The sequence below is a fragment of the Calidithermus terrae genome, assembly GCF_003574345.1.
GTDB classification, from domain to species: Bacteria; Deinococcota; Deinococci; order Deinococcales; family Thermaceae; genus Calidithermus; species Calidithermus chliarophilus.
Genome location: NZ_QXDL01000091.1, coordinates 1 through 15,376, shown reverse-complemented (window position 1 = coordinate 15,376; position 15,376 = coordinate 1). Strand labels below are relative to the sequence as shown.

Genomic DNA, 15,376 nt, shown 5'->3' with positions numbered 1-15,376 from the left:
CCCCAACCCTCCCCGCGCGCGGGGAGGGTTTATCCCCCCTGCCCCCCTTGCTAAGGGGGGTGACAAGGCGACCCGCGTCTTGCGTTTGGCGTACGACGTAGGACGCACGACGTACGACCTGCGTCCCGCGTTCGGAATCAACAAAAAAGCGTCCCCGGCTTCCCGACGGCACCCGCTCTGGGGCGCTTATGGCTGCTTCCTTCCGGACCTGACCAGGTTCACGCTAGAGCGCCGCGCCGGACCGAGGACGCGAACTCGAGTGTAGGGGCAAAAGGGGATTCTGGCAAGGCCGAGGGTCCTGGGGCGGGATAAGCGCCCTCCAGGACGGGCCCGAGGCCCGCCGAGCGGCAGTTTTTGCGTGGGGCGTTACCTCAACGCTGGGTAAAGAATGAGAATGTGAGCCCGCGCCATATACTGTGGGGCGTGGCTACAGCTCCTGTGCAAACCGAAAGCTTAAGCCTCGAGGCCATCGGCCTGGGCAAGCGGTATGGGCGCAAGCCGGTGCTCGAGGGGGTGAGCTTCGGGGTGGCCCCGGGCGAGGTCTACGCGCTGGCCGGCCCCAACGGCAGCGGCAAGACCACCCTCATCCGCATCCTCACCGGGCTGGCCTTCCCCACCGCCGGCACGGTGCGCATGCTGGGCCAGGACCTCTACGAGGGGGGCTGGTCGGCCCGCAAGGCCCTGGGCGCGGTGGTGGAGGCCCCGGCGGCTTTTTACCCCCACCTCACCGGGCGACAGAACCTTGAGATGCAGGCCTACCTCAGCGACCTCAACGACCCCGAGGTGCGCATCCGCGAGGTGCTCACCCGCCTCGAGCTGCTCGCCGTGGCCGACCAGCGCGTGGGCACCTACTCGCTGGGGCAGCGCCAGCGCCTGGGCCTGGCCGCGGCCATCCTGCACAAGCCCAAGGTGCTCATCCTCGACGAGCCCACCAGCGGCCTCGACCCCCAAGGCATCACCCGCGTCCACGAGATCCTGGCCGAGCTGGCCTGGGAGGGGACGGCCGTGTTCCTCTCGACCCACCACCTGCGCGAGGTCTCGGCCTACGCCGACAAGGTGGGCATCCTGGGCGGGGGGCGGCTGCTGGAGGAGGTCAAGCTCGACGCCAAGGGCGAGCGCTACCGCCTGCGCGTGGACAACCCCTCGATGGTGGCTTCCTTCTTGAAGTCGGTGCCCGGCGTGGAGAACGTCGAGCTGCGCACGCTGGACGTGGTGTTCGAAGGCTCGCCCAACGTCGCGCTGGCGGCGGTGGTGCGCGAGGGGTATCAAGTGCGCTTCCTCGAGCCCGACTACTTCGACCTGTACGAGTACTACCGCGAGAGGGTGAGGAATGCTTAGGGTTCTGCTGTGGGAATTGGGCAAACTCGTGCGGCTGCGCTCGGTGCAGCTCGGCCTGGCGGCGGCCTTGCTGCTGCCGATCCTGTGGGCCTTCGCCCCGGGGCTGCGGCAGTTGTACAAGCTCGAGCTCGTCTCGGGCTGGCAGGTCCCGGCCCTGGCGCTGATCACCGGCATGGACTTCCTCTTCCCCTTCCTCACCGCCATGGCCGCGGCCGAGGTGCTGGGGAGTGAGGTCTCGCTGGGAACGCTCAAGTCGGTGCTGCTGCGCCCGAGCCCGCGCTCGAGGCTGCTGTTCGCCAAGCTGCTCACGGTGCTCTTCTACCCCCTGCTGCTGGTCACGGTGAGCCTGCTGGGCTCGCTGCTGATCAGCCTGATCGCCTCCGTCTTCGACCCCCGCTCCTTCGGGCTGGGCTCCTTCGCGGGGGGGACCGGGCTGGGGCCGGGCAGCTTCGGCGGGGTGGGCATCCTCTCGCCCCTGGCCGCCTTCGGCGAGGTGTTCCGCGCCCACGTGCTCGCCGCGATGGTGCTGTGGCCCATGGCCGCGCTGGCCCTGCTCTACTGCACCATCTTCCTCAACACCACCTCGGCCGCGCTGGCGGCCATCTCCACCATCCTGCTCATGCGCCTGCTGGTGGCCTTCCCGGCCATCACCCCCTTCCTCCTCACCACCTACCTCGACCTCTACCTCCGCTCCGGCACCGACATCACGCTGGGCCTCTCGCTGCTCCTGATCTACACCTTCGGCTTCGGGGGGCTGGCGCTGCTGATCTTCGAGCGGAAGGACGTGTAGGGCCTGATGGTCAGTGGTCAATAGCCGATAGCTGATAGCCAAAAGCGAAAGGCTGTGGTCAACTACCCCGGACTGAAGTCCGAGGCTTGCAGGTGGAACGATAGTGAAAGGAACCCCTCTCCGCCAGCGTCGAGGGTCTAGGGCCGGGGGCCAGGGCGTCTCGCATCTCGCGTTCGGCGTTCGACGTTAGGCGTATTGCGTACGACGTACGACGCAGGGCGTACGACCTCGGCTACCGACCATTGCCCATGGGCGCTAAGCTCTTCCTATGGGCAAGCTGACCCACTTCGAAGACGGCAAACCCCGCATGGTGGACGTGAGCGAGAAGGCCGCCACCGTGCGCTCGGCGACGGCGGAGGCCACGGTAAAGCTGCTGCCTGAGGCGGTGCGGGCGCTCGAGGAGGGCGGGGTGGGCAAGGGCGACCCCCTGAGCGTGGCCCAGCTCGCGGGGATCATGGCGGCGAAGAAGACCGGCGAGCTGATCCCGCTGTGCCACCCGCTGCCCATCACCTCGGCGGACGTGCGGCTCGAGTTCCGCCCGGAAGAGGCCCTGATCCACGTCACGGCGACGGTGAAGACCAAGGCCGAGACCGGGGTGGAGATGGAGGCCATGACCGCCTGCGCGGTGGCGGCGCTCACCGTCTACGACATGCTCAAGGCGGCGAGCAAGGGCCTGGAGATCACCGGCCTGCGCCTGCTGCACAAGTCAGGGGGCAAGTCGGGGGAGTGGCGGCGCGGGCCCTGACGCCCTCTCGCGCGAGGGGTCGGTGACTACTGCCGCGTGGACAGTGGGGTTGCCTGCCTGATGCCCTCTCGCGCGAGGGGGTGTGCCGGTGCTCGAGCAGGGGTAAAACGCCCGCCCGGCCGGGTGTTTATAGCCCGCGGCACGGGGCCGGGAACCCGCTTCGCGCAGGCGCTCGCTTAGAATGACCCTCGAATGAAAAGCTACCGCGTCCTTAAGGACGGCAAGTTCAAGCTCTCCCGCTTCGACCCCGACGACACCAGCGAGTTCAAGGGCGGCAAGGAGGAGGCGCTGGTGGAGACCGGGCAACTGCGCGCGCGGCTCGAGCACCTGCAGGAATTGCTCTACGCCCAGAAGAAGCACAAGCTCCTGGTCGTGCTGCAGGCCGTGGACGCCGGCGGGAAGGACGGCACCGTCCGCGTGGTCTTCGACGGGGTCAACCCCACGGGGGTCCGGGTCGTCAGCTTCGGCGAGCCCACCGAGCACGAGCTCGCCCGCGACTACCTCTGGCGCGTCCACCGCCACGTCCCGGCCAGGGGGGAGATCACCATCTTCAACCGCAGCCACTACGAGGACGTGGTGGCCGCGCGGGTGAAGGGGCTGGTGCCCAAGAAGGTGTGGCGCAGGCGCTACCGCCACATCCGCGAGTTCGAGCGCATGCTCACCGACGAGGGCGTGACCCTCCTGAAGTTCTTCCTGCACATCTCCAAGGACGAGCAGCGGCAGCGCCTGCAGGAGCGCCTCGACGACCCCCGCAAGCGCTGGAAGTTCCGCCGCAGCGACCTCGAGGACCGCGCCCGCTGGGACGACTACCAGGCCGCCTACGAGGACGCCATCGGCGAGACCAGCACCGGCTACGCCCCCTGGCACGTCATCCCTGCCAACCGCAACTGGTACCGCAACTGGGCGGTGAGCAAGGTCATCGTGGAGACGCTCGAGGGCCTAGGCATGAAGTACCCCGAGCCCGAGGAGGGGTTGGCGGGCCTCAAGGTCGAGTAGGGGCCGCGGTCTCGAGCTCGACGAGGGTGTACTCGAAGGCGTTGACCACCCGCACGCCTTCGGGCGTGACGTACTCGCGCCGGGGCTGGGCCTCGTAGAGGTGGACGTGGCCGTGGACGTGCAGGCGGGGCCGGTAGAGCTTGTGGAAGAGCTCGAGCGCCTCCGAGCCCCGGTGGGCGAAGTCGGCCCCCGCGTGGGGGCCGGGGGGCGGGGCGTGGGTGAGCAGGACGTCCACCCCGTGCCCCTTCCGCAGGCGCCGGGGGCCTAGGATGGGCAGCCAGGAGTAGAAGCGGGCCTTGGCCTCGCCCTCCCCGTACTGCCCCGTGTCGCGGCTGTTGTAGCGGGGCACGCCCCCCCAGCCCGCGATCCTCAAGCCGGCGACCTCGAGGACGCGCCCGTGCGCCGCGATCGCCCCGCCCGGGGGCGAGAGGTTGCCTAAGTAGTCCTGCACGTACTCCTCCTTGTGGTTGCCGTGCACGTAGACCACGGGCACCCTGACCTTGGTCGCGACGAACTCCATGTAGCTGCCCGGCAAATCCCCAGCGGCCAGCACCAGATCGAAGGGGGGCAGGTTGTCCGGAAACCGGGCCTGATGAATGAACGGATGGATCTGATCGGAGATCGCCAGAATTCGCACGTTTGCGTCTATTTGGATTGTATAGCACTTCGGGAAAGAGGGTTGGCCCCTCCTCGCCGCCGTCGAGGGTCGAGGGCCAAGGCGTCCTGCGTCTCGCGTTTGGTGTCTTGCGTACGGCGTACGACCCGCGTCAGACGTACGACCCGCGCCCGGCCACCGGCGTTCAACCCTTCGACCTTCCAGCGCCCCGCCGCGATAGACTGCCCTTCGTATGGAGACCATCGCCCGTATTTCCGTGCTGCCCCTCGCCTCCCGCGACGTCGAGCGCGTGTGGGGCGGCCAGAGGCTGGCGCCGGGTGCCCCTCAGCCCGTGGGGGAGCGCTGGCTGGCCTACGACGAGAACCCGGTGTCGGGGGGGCCGTTCGCCGGGAGGCGGCTGGCCGAGGCGCTCGAGGAGCTGGGCGGGGAATTTATCGGGAGCGTGCCCTTCGAGCGCTACGGGCTGGAATTGCCGTTGCTGGTCAAATTCCTCGACACCGCCGAGTGGCTTTCGGTGCAGGTCCACCCCGACGACGCCTACGCCCACGCCGCCGAGGCCGGCACCGGTTTTCACGGCAAGACCGAGGCTTGGTACGTGCTCGAGGGGGAAGGGGAGGTCGTGTACGGGCTCGAGCACCCCGCCGACGCCGCCACGGTGCGGCAGGCGGCGCTGGACGGCAGCCTTTGGCCCATGCTGCACCGCGAGCGGGTGCAGGCCGGGCAGGTGGTGTTCGTGCCCGCCGGGACCGTCCACGCGCTGGGGCCCGGGCTGCTGCTCTACGAGGTGCAGCAGCGCTCCGACCTGACCTACCGCCTCTACGACTACGGGCGGCCCCGCGAACTGCACCTCGAGAAGGGCCTGGCGGTGTCGCGCTTAGACCCCACCCCCATCCCCAGCCCGCAGCCAAGCGGCAGCGTCCTGCTGGCCTCGTCCGCCTTCGTGCTCGAGCGCCACGCCGTACAGGGCGCTTGCCGCCTGCAAGCCCCCGAGGAGAGCTTCCTGCTGGTCACGCCCATATCCGGCTCCCTGGGCTGGGCCCAAGGCTCCCTGGGCTGGGGCGAGACGCTGATGGTGGGCGCAGGGAAGGGCCTCGAGCTGAGCGGGGAAGGGGTCGTCCTGGCGGCCTACGTGCCGTCGCCGCAGCGGCTCGAGCAATTCCCCGCGGCCGTGCGGGTTTGATCATCGGGGGGTGGGGTGGGGCGAATGCCGGGCGTGCGTTGTACGTCGTACGTCGTACGTCGTACGCCAAACGCAAAACGCAAGACGCGAAACGCAAGACGCAAGACGCAAGACGCAAAACGCGAAACGCAAGACGCGAGACGCAAGATGCCTTGTCCCCCCCCTTGCTAAGGGGGGCTGGGGGATACCCCCTCCCGGCGAGCGGGGAGGGGTTTACCACGAGGCGTTTGCTGGCGGCTGAAGGCTGACTGCTGCTACCTTCCTACCCATGCTGTTCGCGCTACAATTGCCCCATGCTGCACTACCCCGAGCTGTCTTTGGGAAGCGACCTGATCGACGCAGAGTTGCCGGGCCTCGACGGCAAGACGGTGAGGCTTTCGGGCTTCGACGAGCCCTTGCTGGCGGTGGTGTTCATGTGCAACCACTGCCCCTACGTCAAGGGGTCCGTCGCCGAGATCGTGGCGCTGGCTCGAGGGTTCTCCGGCCAGGTGGCCTTCGTCGGGATCAACCCCAACGACTACAGCCGCTACCCCGAGGATTCTCCCGAGGCCATGCGGGTTTTCGCTGAGCAGCACGGCATTCCCTTCCCTTACCTCCTCGACGAGAGCCAGGAGGTGGCCCGGGCGTACCAGGCCCAGCGCACCCCGGAGGTCTTTCTATTCGACCGGCAGCGCAAGCTGCGCTACCACGGGCGGGTCAACGACACGCCCAAGAACCCCGAGGCGGTCACGGAGCACACCCTCGAGCTCGCCCTCCGCGCCCTGCTCGCCGGGCAGGAGCCCCCGCTGGCCCAGGCCCCGGCGCTGGGGTGCAGCATCAAGTGGAAGCCGGGCTACGAGCCCGCCATCCAGATCCAGCGCTGAGCTGGGACTGGAGCCCGCGCTGTCAACGGCTGCGCCCCCGCTGCCTAGGGAGGTGTGGGGATAGCTTCGGCCGCGGTGGTCTTGTCGATGAAGAGCAGGGCGTCGAAGTAGTCGGGGAGGACAACCGGTCTTAACGGCGGAAGATACGGCAGGTAGACCGAGGCGACCTCGTGGATCAATTGGGGCCGCTGCATCCAGTTCTCCAGCGGGCTGCCGGGCCGGACGGCGCGCAGGTCGAGCAGGAAGTCCTGGCCGAAGGCCTGGTGGAAAGCCGAGATGGCGGTGCCGGGGAGGGCGGGGGACAGGGGCATGATGGAGGGGGTGCGGTCCGTGGCCTTGACGGCCCAGACCGTGCCGGAGTGGAAGGTGGTAGCCAGCACGAAGTAGTCGCTGCCGTAGCGCTGGCGCAAATACCAGCCCATCGGGGTTGCTTCAACCCCCAGCATCCCCTGGAGAAGCCCCGGGGGGAAGAGCCGCTTCCGGGGAAAGGCCACGTGGCTGTTGTGCGCCCAGATGATGGCCCTGCGCCCCGCAAAGCGGCGCTCCAATTCGCCGATCGCGGACTCGGCCATGAGGCGGTCCCGGGTCCTCAGGTGGGTGAGCCAGCCGCGGACGTCCCTGGCGCGCTCATCGAGCCCGTAGCTAGGCACGTCGAAGCCGAACACGTCCAGGGGGCGCCGCGGGTGCCGCCTCCTGTGCTCTGCCATCCAGCCCAGGAGCCCGGCGATCTCCCGGGTGGGGAGGAAGGACTGCGCCGCCGCCGCGCCGTCCATGGGGGTGTCCAGGTGGATGAAGGTGTTGATGAAGGAGGCGTCGGCGGTCTCCAGGCCCAGCACGCTGAAGCCCATCTCCTCGACCAGGAAGCGGACGACGGAGGCCTTGTACTCGAGGATCTCCTTGCTGCCGTGCGACCCCTCGCCCAGGCCCACCACCCGCGCGCCCCCGACCAGCCGGCGGAGGTGGGCCCGGTCGGCCGGGCTGAGCGCGGCGGGCGAGCCGGTGATGGGGTGGGCCTCGGCCCGGAGCTGGGCGACGACGGGCCGGTTGGCCCACTCCAGGCCCAAGCCCGCCAGCAGCGCCAGGGCGCACAGGAACAAGGAGCCCCGCAGGGACGACAGGAAGCGCAGGAGGCCCCAGAGCGGCCGCAGCCACCTCGAGGCCGTCCTCCCCAGCGACCGCGCTGCCATTTCGTCGTTAGTATAGAACACGTCCATACAAGAAAAGAACCCTGCGTTCCGCTCGAGCCTGGCCTCTCCTGTGTGCGGCTCATGAGCCCAGGCTGAAGGTCGAATATTGGCTCGAGGGCGCTTTGAGCACCCCCGATGAACCCTGTCAAGCCTTATGGCTTGATGTTTATTTAACACAAGCGCCTTCTCACCCCGCTGCTACACTCACGGGCGCAGAGGCATCGGCCTCGCAGCGAGGAGACAGATGAAGCGGCTGTGGGTGATGATTATCGGGCTGGTGGCGGCTTTGGCGTTCGCCAAGGACCCCTTGGTCATCGAGGCCAAGACCTACCGGGTCGTGCAGACCCAGCAGGACGGCAAGGCGGTGGAGCGCCTCGAGGAGGCCCTGGGCGTGAGGCCCGGGGACGTGCTGGAGTTCCAGTACGAGGTCAGCAACACCACCATCGACCCCCTGCGCGGGGTGGTGGTCACGGTCGATCTGGTCAAGATCGGGGGGCTCAACCCGGACGGTTCCAAGGCGCTGGCCTACCTGCCCGCCACCGCCAGCGTGCTCAAGCTCGGGGAGATCACCCTGACCCCCGACTTCAGCTACGACGGCGGCCGAACCTACGGCAAGGCCCCGCTGCGCCGCAAAGTCAGGCAGCTCGAGGGCGGCAAAGAGACCGAAAAAGAGGTCGAAGTCCGGCCCGAGGAGTACACCCACGTGCGCTGGGTCATCCCCCAGCTCGCGGCCAATTCCAAGATCCTGCTCAAACTCCGCGTCACGGTCCGATAAGGGAGGAACATGAAACGACTTCTCAGCGTCTTCGGCATCTTGTTCGCTTTGGGATTGGGGGCCGCGCAGGGCACCCCGGCCGGGACGAGCATCCAGAACCAGGCTTCGGCCACCTACCTGGACTCGGCCAACCAGAGCCGTACGACCACCTCCAACCAGGTGGTCACGGTGGTGCAGCAGGTCTACGCCTTCACCATCACCCCCGACGGCACCACGGCGGCCCCCGGCCAGACCCGCAACGCCCTGCCGGGCGCACAGGTCATCTTCGCCTACACGGTGGCTAACACCGGCAACGGCGACGACACCATCAGCTTAGCCACCGCCCAGGCCAGCAGCGGCGACAACTTCGACCTTTCCGCGGTGAGCATCGTCCGTGACGACAACTGCGACGGCACCGTCGATCCCGGCGAGCCCACCGTCACCAGCGTGGCCCTCACCCGCAGCGCCCCGGGCTCCCAGGCCTGCGTGCTGGTGCTGGGCACCATCCCGGCGGGCCAGGCCGACGGCACCACCGCCCTCGTCAACCTCCAGGGCACCTCCACCGGCGGCGGCACCGACGCCAACAACTGGGCCCAGGCCGTGGCCAAGACCGCGGCGGCCCTCGACGTCACCAAGTCGGCCAGCCCCAGCGGCACGGTGAGCCCCGGCTCGAGCATCACCTACACCGTCAGCGGCCAGAACCGCGGCGGCAGCGCCGCCAGCGGCGTGAGCGTGAGCGGCCTGGCGGGCACGGGCATCCTCGTCGCCGACCCCGTCCCTGTGGGCCTCACGGTGAACAGTCTGCCGGCGGGGACCGCGGGCGCGGGCACCGTGCAGGTCGTGAAGTCCACCGACGAAGGCGCGACCTGGTCGGCGCTGGTGGCCGGCAACCTCCCCCTCACCGGGGCCGACGCCGATTCCGACAACGTGCCGGACGTGCTGGTGGGCATGTACGTCTCGGGCAGCGGCGCCTTCTTCCCCCAGAACGCCTCCTACACCTTCAGCTTCAGCGCCGCGGTCCCCGCGAACGCGGCCCAGGGCACCGTCTACCGCAACACCGCCACCGTGCGCTACAGCGACGGCAGCGCCCAGACCCTCACCTCCAACACCACCACCAACACCGTGGGCGCGAGCTACGGCGTGGTGGTCGGCCCGCTGAGCTTCCCGGCGGGCGGGGCGAGCGGCACCTACGCCTCCGGCAGCTACACCATCACCCGCAGCGGCGACAGCCAGAGCGTGGCCTCGGTGTACTCCGGCACCAAGGTGGTCTTCCGCCACACCCTGCGCAACGACGCCAACACCGCCGACAGCTTCAACCTCGCCCGCAGCGCCCCGCCCAGCGGCTGGGTCTGCGCCCTGACCCAGACCGACGGCACCCCCATCAGCGGCCCGGTGGGCCCCTTCGCGGCCGGCGCGACCTTTGACTTCCAGCTCGAGTGCACCGTCCCGGCCTCCTCGGTCGGCACCCTGCCGCTCAACCTCACCGTCAGCGCCACCTCGGTCAGCGACAGCAGCAAGACCGACTCCACCACCGACACCGTCACGGCCGTGGCGGCGGGCTACGCGCTCGACCTCGCCGCCCACGGCAACGCGGGCGACGGCAACGCCGCCAACGACAACCCCGCGCCCCAGAGCACCAACCCCGGCAGTACCCTCAACCTGCCCTTCGACGTGCGCAACACCGGCCAGGTGGCCGACACCTATAACTTCAGCGCCTCCGTGCCCTCGGGCTGGGGCATCACCTACTACCCCGACGCCGACTGCGACGGCCTGATGGACAGCCCGCTGCCCGCCCCCGTGACCAGCAGCGGCCTGACCAACCCGGCCACCACCAAGTGCTTCATCGCCGTGCTCAGCGTGCCCGCCGGGGCGGCCCCCGGGGCCAACCCCGTCAGCGTCACCGCCACCAGCACCACCGTCGCCAACGGCCTCGACGGGGTGGCGGGCAACGCCGACGACGTGCGCGACACCATCAGCACCACCGTCACCGTCAACGAGGTGCGCGCGCTGGTCTTCGACCCCGACCGCGCCGGCACGGTGACCACCCCGGGCACCATCGTCTACACCCACAACCTCATCAACAACGGCAACGCCAGCGCCACCGTCTCCATCCCGGCCTTCACCTCGGCCTACGGCTGGACCTACCAGTTCTCCACCGACGGCGGGGCCACCTGGGCCGGCAGCGTCTCCGGGCTCACCGTGCCCGCCGGCGGCACCCCGGTGGTGGTTCAGGTGCGGGTCATCGTGCCCGGCGGCGAGCCCGTCGGCCGCAGCGAGGCGGCGACCCTGACCGCCACCGCCACCTACCCCAGCAGCAACACCGCCTCCGACGGCGTCACCGACACCACCACCGTCATCGCGGGCGACCTGCGCCTGGAGAAGAGCGGCGTGAGCTACGTGGGCGACGCCGAGACCACCGTGCGCAGCGGGACGGCTGCGGTGGCCTACCCCGGTGACCGCATCGTCTACACCGTCACCGCCACCAACATCGGCACGGGCAACCTGAGCTTCGTGCGCATCTCCGACCCGCTGCCCGCCTACACCACCTTCATCTCGGTGAGCGCCAGCGCGAGCGGCGTGAGCGGTACGGTGCTCTACTCCACCGACGGCAGCACCTGGAGCGCGACGGCGCCCTCGAGCCTGCCTACCGCCGGCGTGATCTACGTGGGCGTGGACACCAACGGCGACAACACCATCAGCGCCGCCGACGTCCTGCCCCCGGCTGCCCAGGTCGTGATCGTGTTCAAGGTACGGGTTCAGTAATCCCGAACCGCCCGCCGTCCCCCGCCTGCCTGGGCGGGGGACCGGGCTTACCGGGAGCGCCCGCGCGGCGGGAAGGGGCCCGGAAAAGCCCGTGCCGGAGAAGCCGGAGGGCACCTCGAGCGCCCCCGATGCCCTTGCGGAGAGCCCGCAGGCGTTACGCGATGGTCAACTTTGGCAGGTGTAACGGCCCTTTTCGGGCAAGATTAGGAAGGTTGTGACGAAGCCTCTGCGACTCCTGACCGTCGTGCTGCTGTTCGGCCTGGCCTGGGCGCAAAGCCCGGCCGGGACGGTCATCCGCAACCAGGCTTCGGCCACGGTGGGCAGCGAGACCTACCTCTCCAACGTGGTGGAAACCGAGATCCTGCCGCTGTGCGCCCCGTCCCTGACCCCCAACGGGACCCCCACCGCCCCCGGCCAGCGGGCGGTGGCCCCGGCGGGGGGCTTCGCCTACTTCGCCTACCTCCTGCAGAACGCGGGCAACGCCCCCTTCGAGTTCGGCCTTTCCTGGACCCAGCAACCCACCCCCTGGACCCCGGCGGTCGCGCTCTACCACGACGTCAACGCCAACGCCCAGCGCGACCCGGGGGAGCCGCCCATCGACCGCGTGACCCTGGCGCCCGGGGCTTCGGCACGGCTGCTGCTCGAGGTGCACCTCCCCGGCGACGCCAGCGGCCAGCTCGACCTCACCCCCGTCGCCGCCTGCCCCTCGGGCGCCCGGGACGCCGAGAACTACGCCCGCGTGGTGGTGGGCAGCGGGGCGGCCCTCGGCCTCGACAAGTCGGCGGAGCTCGAGCAGGTGGAGCCCGGCGGCGAGGTGGGCTTCACCGTGCGCGTGCGCAACAGCGGCTCGCAGGCCACCGGCGGCGAGGTGATCGTCAGCGACGCGCTCGACGCCCCGGCCCTGGCCGGGCTGCGCTACGTCGCGGGCTCGGCCCAGGCCCCCAAGGGGGTGCTCGAGTACTCCGCCGACGGGCTCACCTGGAGCCCCACCCCGCCCGCGCAGGTCAGCCGCCTGCGCCTGCGCCTGGCGGGGCTCGAGGCGGGCGAGCAGGCCTACTTCACCTTCCGCATGCAGGCCGACGCCCAGGCCGCGCCGGGCCCGCGGGCCAACCTGGCCCGCGCCCAGGGGCCGGGCGGCCCCGCCGAGGCCGAGGCGGTGTTCCGCGTCGGCGCCCGCTACGCCCACCACCTGGGCCCCCGGGGCAACCCCCGCGCCAACCCGGGCGGGGAGGGCAGCGCCGACGACCGCCAGCAGGCCAGCGCCCTGCTGGGCCGCCCGCTGTGCTTCGCCCACGGCCTCGAGAACGCCGGGAACGCCCCCGACACCTACGCCCTGGCCCCCGCCGCCGCGCTCCCCGCGGGCGTGAGCCTGAGCCTGCAGAACCCCGACGGCACGCCGCTCGCGCAGCCGGTCCTGCTCGAGGCCGGCCAGACCCTGGAGTTCCAGGCCTGCTACACCTTCACCCAAGCCACCCCCGCCGCACGGGACTTCGTGCTCGAGGCCCGCTCCGCGCTGGGCGGGGGCACCAACCGCACCACCGACCGGGTGCTCTCGGTCTTCGACCCCAGCGCCCTGCGCCTGCAGAAGGACGTGGACCGCGACACCGCGGTGCCCGACGGCAGCCTGACCTACACCCTGCGCGTGGAGAACACCCTGCCCTTCGCCCTCACCAACGCCGCCGTGAGCGACGTGCTCGACCCCGCGCTCGGCTTCGTCTCCGCCGACCGTGGCGGCGCCTTCGACCCCGGCACCCGCCGGGTGAGCTGGAGCCTCGCCAGCCTCCCGGCCAACTCCACCCTCACCCTCACGCTGCGGGTGCGCGTGCTGCCCACCGCGCCCGAGGGCGGCGAGGTCCCCAACCGCTTCAGCTTGGCCTCGAGCGAGATCCCCCAGCCGCTGGAGTCCAACACCGTCAGCACCCGGGTCATCTCGGCCCGGCTGTTGCTGGAGAAGTCGGTGAGCCCCCGCAAGGCCGTGGCGGGCGACCTCCTCACCTACACCCTGCGCCTCGCCAACCCGGGGAAGGTGGCCCTGGACGTGCGCCTGGTGGACGACCCCGCCCCCGGCCTCGACTACCAGGAGGGCTCGACCGCCTTCAGCGGCACCGCCCAGGCCGCCTTCGAGCCCCAGCCGGCCGCCGGCGGGGTGCTGGTGTGGGCGGGGCTGCGGCTCGAGCCCGGCCAGACCCTCACCCTCACCTACCGCATGCGGGTGCTGCCGGGCGCGGGCCCCGAGCTGCGCAACGTGGCCCAGGCCCAGGGCGCCCTCCCCGGCGGCCCCGTCGTGAGCGAGGCCGAGAGCACGGCCCTGGTGAGCGTGGTGCCCGGTGTCTTCACCCCCCCGGACGCCCTGGTGGGCCGGGTCTTCCTCGACGCCGACCGCGACGGGAAATTCACCCCCGGCCGCGACCTGCCCCTCCCCGGCGCCCGCCTGATCCTGGGCAACGGCCGCCAGGCGCTCACCGACGCCGAGGGCCGCTACGCCTTCCGCGAGGCGGGCGGCGGGGTCTGGACGCTGCTGCTCGACCCGGCCTCCGCGCCCTTCACCCCCCTGCCGCACCCCGAGCGCCTGGGCAGCGGCTACCAGCACCGGGTCCGGGTGGCGGGCCTCACCGTGAGCGACTTCCCCCTCGAGATGCCCCTGGGCCTGGCCCGCGCGACGCGCGAGACGGTGCTCGAGTTCGGCCCTCTGCGCCTCGCCAAGCAGATGCTCCCCCTCCCCGGCGGCGGCTGGCGGGTGGTGCTGGTGCTCAAGACCAGCGAGCCCCTGCGCGAGTTCACCCTCACCGACCCCCTCCCCGGCGGCGGCGAGCGCACCTTCACCTACGAGGTGCTCGAGGGCGAGCTCACCCTCACCTACGACCTGCCCCCCGGCGCACCGGGCCTGCCCGGTCCCGAAGGGAATCTGCCCCCCGGCGTACCGGGCCTGCCCGGTCCCGGAGGGAGCGACAAGGCCCCCGCCCTGACCGACCCCCAGGTGCGCTGGAGGTATCCGTGAGCGTACGCAAGACGCGAAACGCAAGAGGCAAGACGCCAGTAGCTCCTGGCTTTGGGCTTTGGGCGTTTAGCGTTCGGCGTTCGGCGTTCGGCGTCCTCGCCCTGCTGCTGGCCTTCAGCCTCCCTGCCCTTGCCCAGGCCCGCACCGACCTCAAGGGCATCGTGCCCGGCGACCGGCTGGGCTGGGAGAGCAGCGAGCTCGAGGCCGCCGTGGTCGTGAGCAAGGCCACCATCCTCAACCTGCAGATCTACTCCCCGGGCTTTGACCCCAAGGACTACCGCTCCGCGCTCAAGGGCGCGCCCGAGCTCGGCGACGAGCGCTACGACAAGGGGCAGGGCCCGGTGCGCTCGGAGTTCGTGCTGCTGCAAGGCGGCAAGGAGCTCGCCCGCCAGAGCTTCGGGGTGGAGCCCCACCGCTGGGTGCTGTTCTTCCGCGGGCAGGTGCAGCCGGGGGTGTACCAGGTCAAGGCCCGGCTCTACGGCCTGGCCAAGAACGCCTTCCGCTACCGCATCCAGACCAGCGTGCCCCAGGCGGCCAGCCTGGTGGTCGAGCCGGGCCTGCAGCTTTACGACGTCCGCCCCACCGACTACTACAACGTCCGCACCGAACCCCAGGCCAAGAACCGCGTGTGGGCCGAGCCCTTCACCCTCGAGGTCGCCCCCGAGGTGCTGCCTTTGAGGGTGAGCTTCTACGACGAGGACGGCGCGTCCGAGCTCGAGGGCCGCGTGCGCTACGAGGGCGGCAAGACCCAAAGCCGCCCCGTCTCCGGCGACCGCACCTGGGCCGGCTTCGACCTCACCCGGCCCGGGCGGGTGGTCTTCGGCTTCCGCCAGCCCCCCACCGCCAAGCAGTACTCCAACACCATCGGCTTCCGGGTGGAGGGCTGCATCCAGGTCGAGCGCGACTTCCTGCGCGTGGTGCCGCCGCGCCCGGTGCAGGTGTCGGTGGTGGACGAGCGGGGTGAGCCCCTGGCCCTCGAGCCGCGGCTCGAGGGCCGCCTGATCCGCTCGGTGCGGCTGCGCGAGCTGCCCGAGGGCTACCGCCTCAAGGCGGTGCAGGCCGAGGGGGCCGAGGCCCTGGCCGACGGGGGGTTGCGCTTCGGCTGCGCCGGGGGCTCGGTGCGCTTCGTGCTCGAGGGCCCCGCCC

11 protein-coding genes, 1 other RNA gene and 1 pseudogene are annotated in these 15,376 nt (G+C 70.6%); 10 read left to right on the top strand and 3 right to left on the bottom strand.

Going from position 1 to position 15,376, the window contains the following annotated elements:
• Positions 1-148: 148 nt before the first annotated feature.
• Positions 149-248: signal recognition particle sRNA small type (gene ffs, locus Mterra_RS11525), an RNA gene on the bottom strand.
• Positions 249-423: 175 nt separating this feature from the next.
• Here ffs and Mterra_RS11520 point away from each other — a divergent pair.
• The 4 genes from Mterra_RS11520 to Mterra_RS11505 all read left to right on the top strand — a co-directional run bounded on the left by Mterra_RS11520 (position 424) and on the right by Mterra_RS11505 (position 3,869).
• Complete coding sequence (locus tag Mterra_RS11520) at positions 424-1,338, top strand: ABC transporter ATP-binding protein (RefSeq protein ID WP_119315325.1); 915 nt, start codon at positions 424-426, stop codon at positions 1,336-1,338.
• Positions 1,331-2,128 carry an ABC transporter permease gene (locus Mterra_RS11515; protein WP_119315324.1) on the top strand — a complete coding sequence of 266 codons (798 nt, stop codon included), beginning with the start codon at positions 1,331-1,333 and terminating at the stop codon, positions 2,126-2,128. The genes Mterra_RS11520 and Mterra_RS11515 overlap by 8 nt, the downstream gene beginning before the upstream one ends.
• A gap of 268 nt (positions 2,129-2,396) precedes the next feature.
• A complete protein-coding gene (gene moaC, locus Mterra_RS11510) occupies positions 2,397-2,873 on the top strand; it encodes a cyclic pyranopterin monophosphate synthase MoaC (RefSeq protein ID WP_119315323.1) in 477 nt (158 codons plus the stop codon).
• A gap of 192 nt (positions 2,874-3,065) precedes the next feature.
• Positions 3,066-3,869, top strand: a complete 804-nt coding sequence (locus Mterra_RS11505; protein ID WP_119315322.1) for an AMP/ADP-polyphosphate phosphotransferase — start codon at positions 3,066-3,068, stop codon at positions 3,867-3,869.
• Here the strand turns inward: Mterra_RS11505 and Mterra_RS11500 are convergent.
• Complete coding sequence (locus Mterra_RS11500) at positions 3,856-4,506, bottom strand: metallophosphoesterase (RefSeq protein ID WP_119315321.1); 651 nt, start codon at positions 4,504-4,506, stop codon at positions 3,856-3,858. The genes Mterra_RS11505 and Mterra_RS11500 overlap by 14 nt on opposite strands.
• A gap of 211 nt (positions 4,507-4,717) precedes the next feature.
• On the opposite strand from Mterra_RS11500, the gene Mterra_RS11495 reads away from it, so the two are divergent.
• Both Mterra_RS11495 and Mterra_RS11490 read left to right on the top strand, forming a co-directional pair.
• On the top strand, positions 4,718-5,665 hold the full coding sequence (locus Mterra_RS11495) for a type I phosphomannose isomerase catalytic subunit (protein ID WP_119315320.1): 948 nt from the start codon (positions 4,718-4,720) through the stop codon (positions 5,663-5,665).
• Positions 5,666-5,958: 293 nt separating this feature from the next.
• Positions 5,959-6,528, top strand: a complete 570-nt coding sequence (locus tag Mterra_RS11490; RefSeq protein WP_119315319.1) for a thioredoxin family protein — start codon at positions 5,959-5,961, stop codon at positions 6,526-6,528.
• A 44-nt stretch (positions 6,529-6,572) separates the two neighbouring features.
• Here Mterra_RS11490 and Mterra_RS11485 read toward each other — a convergent pair whose 3' ends face one another.
• Positions 6,573-7,715: an erythromycin esterase family protein gene (locus Mterra_RS11485; RefSeq protein ID WP_119315318.1), complete on the bottom strand. Its 1,143-nt coding sequence runs from the start codon at positions 7,713-7,715 to the stop codon at positions 6,573-6,575.
• Positions 7,716-7,959: 244 nt separating this feature from the next.
• On the opposite strand from Mterra_RS11485, the gene Mterra_RS11480 reads away from it, so the two are divergent.
• From Mterra_RS11480 to Mterra_RS11465, 4 genes and pseudogenes are all read left to right on the top strand, one after another.
• Entirely contained in the window at positions 7,960-8,490 is a 531-nt protein-coding gene (locus tag Mterra_RS11480) for a hypothetical protein (RefSeq protein WP_119315317.1), read from the top strand.
• Between the two features lie 9 nt (positions 8,491-8,499).
• Positions 8,500-11,232: a beta strand repeat-containing protein gene (locus tag Mterra_RS11475; RefSeq protein ID WP_119315316.1), complete on the top strand. Its 2,733-nt coding sequence runs from the start codon at positions 8,500-8,502 to the stop codon at positions 11,230-11,232.
• Positions 11,233-11,446: 214 nt separating this feature from the next.
• Positions 11,447-14,230 carry a DUF11 domain-containing protein gene (locus Mterra_RS11470; protein WP_119315315.1) on the top strand — a complete coding sequence of 928 codons (2,784 nt, stop codon included), beginning with the start codon at positions 11,447-11,449 and terminating at the stop codon, positions 14,228-14,230.
• Positions 14,227-15,376 (top strand): annotated as a pseudogene (locus Mterra_RS11465) (hypothetical protein); the annotation flags it as partial. The gene Mterra_RS11470 and the pseudogene Mterra_RS11465, both read left to right, overlap by 4 nt.

Coding starts and splice junctions, on each gene's coding strand:
- Mterra_RS11495 (WP_119315320.1), top strand. CDS start 4,718: ATGGAGACCATCGCCCGTATTTCCGTGCTGCCCCTCGCCTCCCGCGAC.
- Mterra_RS11505 (WP_119315322.1), top strand. CDS start 3,066: ATGAAAAGCTACCGCGTCCTTAAGGACGGCAAGTTCAAGCTCTCCCGC.
- Mterra_RS11480 (WP_119315317.1), top strand. CDS start 7,960: ATGAAGCGGCTGTGGGTGATGATTATCGGGCTGGTGGCGGCTTTGGCG.
- Mterra_RS11475 (WP_119315316.1), top strand. CDS start 8,500: ATGAAACGACTTCTCAGCGTCTTCGGCATCTTGTTCGCTTTGGGATTG.
- Mterra_RS11485 (WP_119315318.1), bottom strand. CDS start 7,715: ATGGCAGCGCGGTCGCTGGGGAGGACGGCCTCGAGGTGGCTGCGGCCG.
- moaC (WP_119315323.1), top strand. CDS start 2,397: ATGGGCAAGCTGACCCACTTCGAAGACGGCAAACCCCGCATGGTGGAC.
- Mterra_RS11515 (WP_119315324.1), top strand. CDS start 1,331: ATGCTTAGGGTTCTGCTGTGGGAATTGGGCAAACTCGTGCGGCTGCGC.
- Mterra_RS11490 (WP_119315319.1), top strand. CDS start 5,959: ATGCTGCACTACCCCGAGCTGTCTTTGGGAAGCGACCTGATCGACGCA.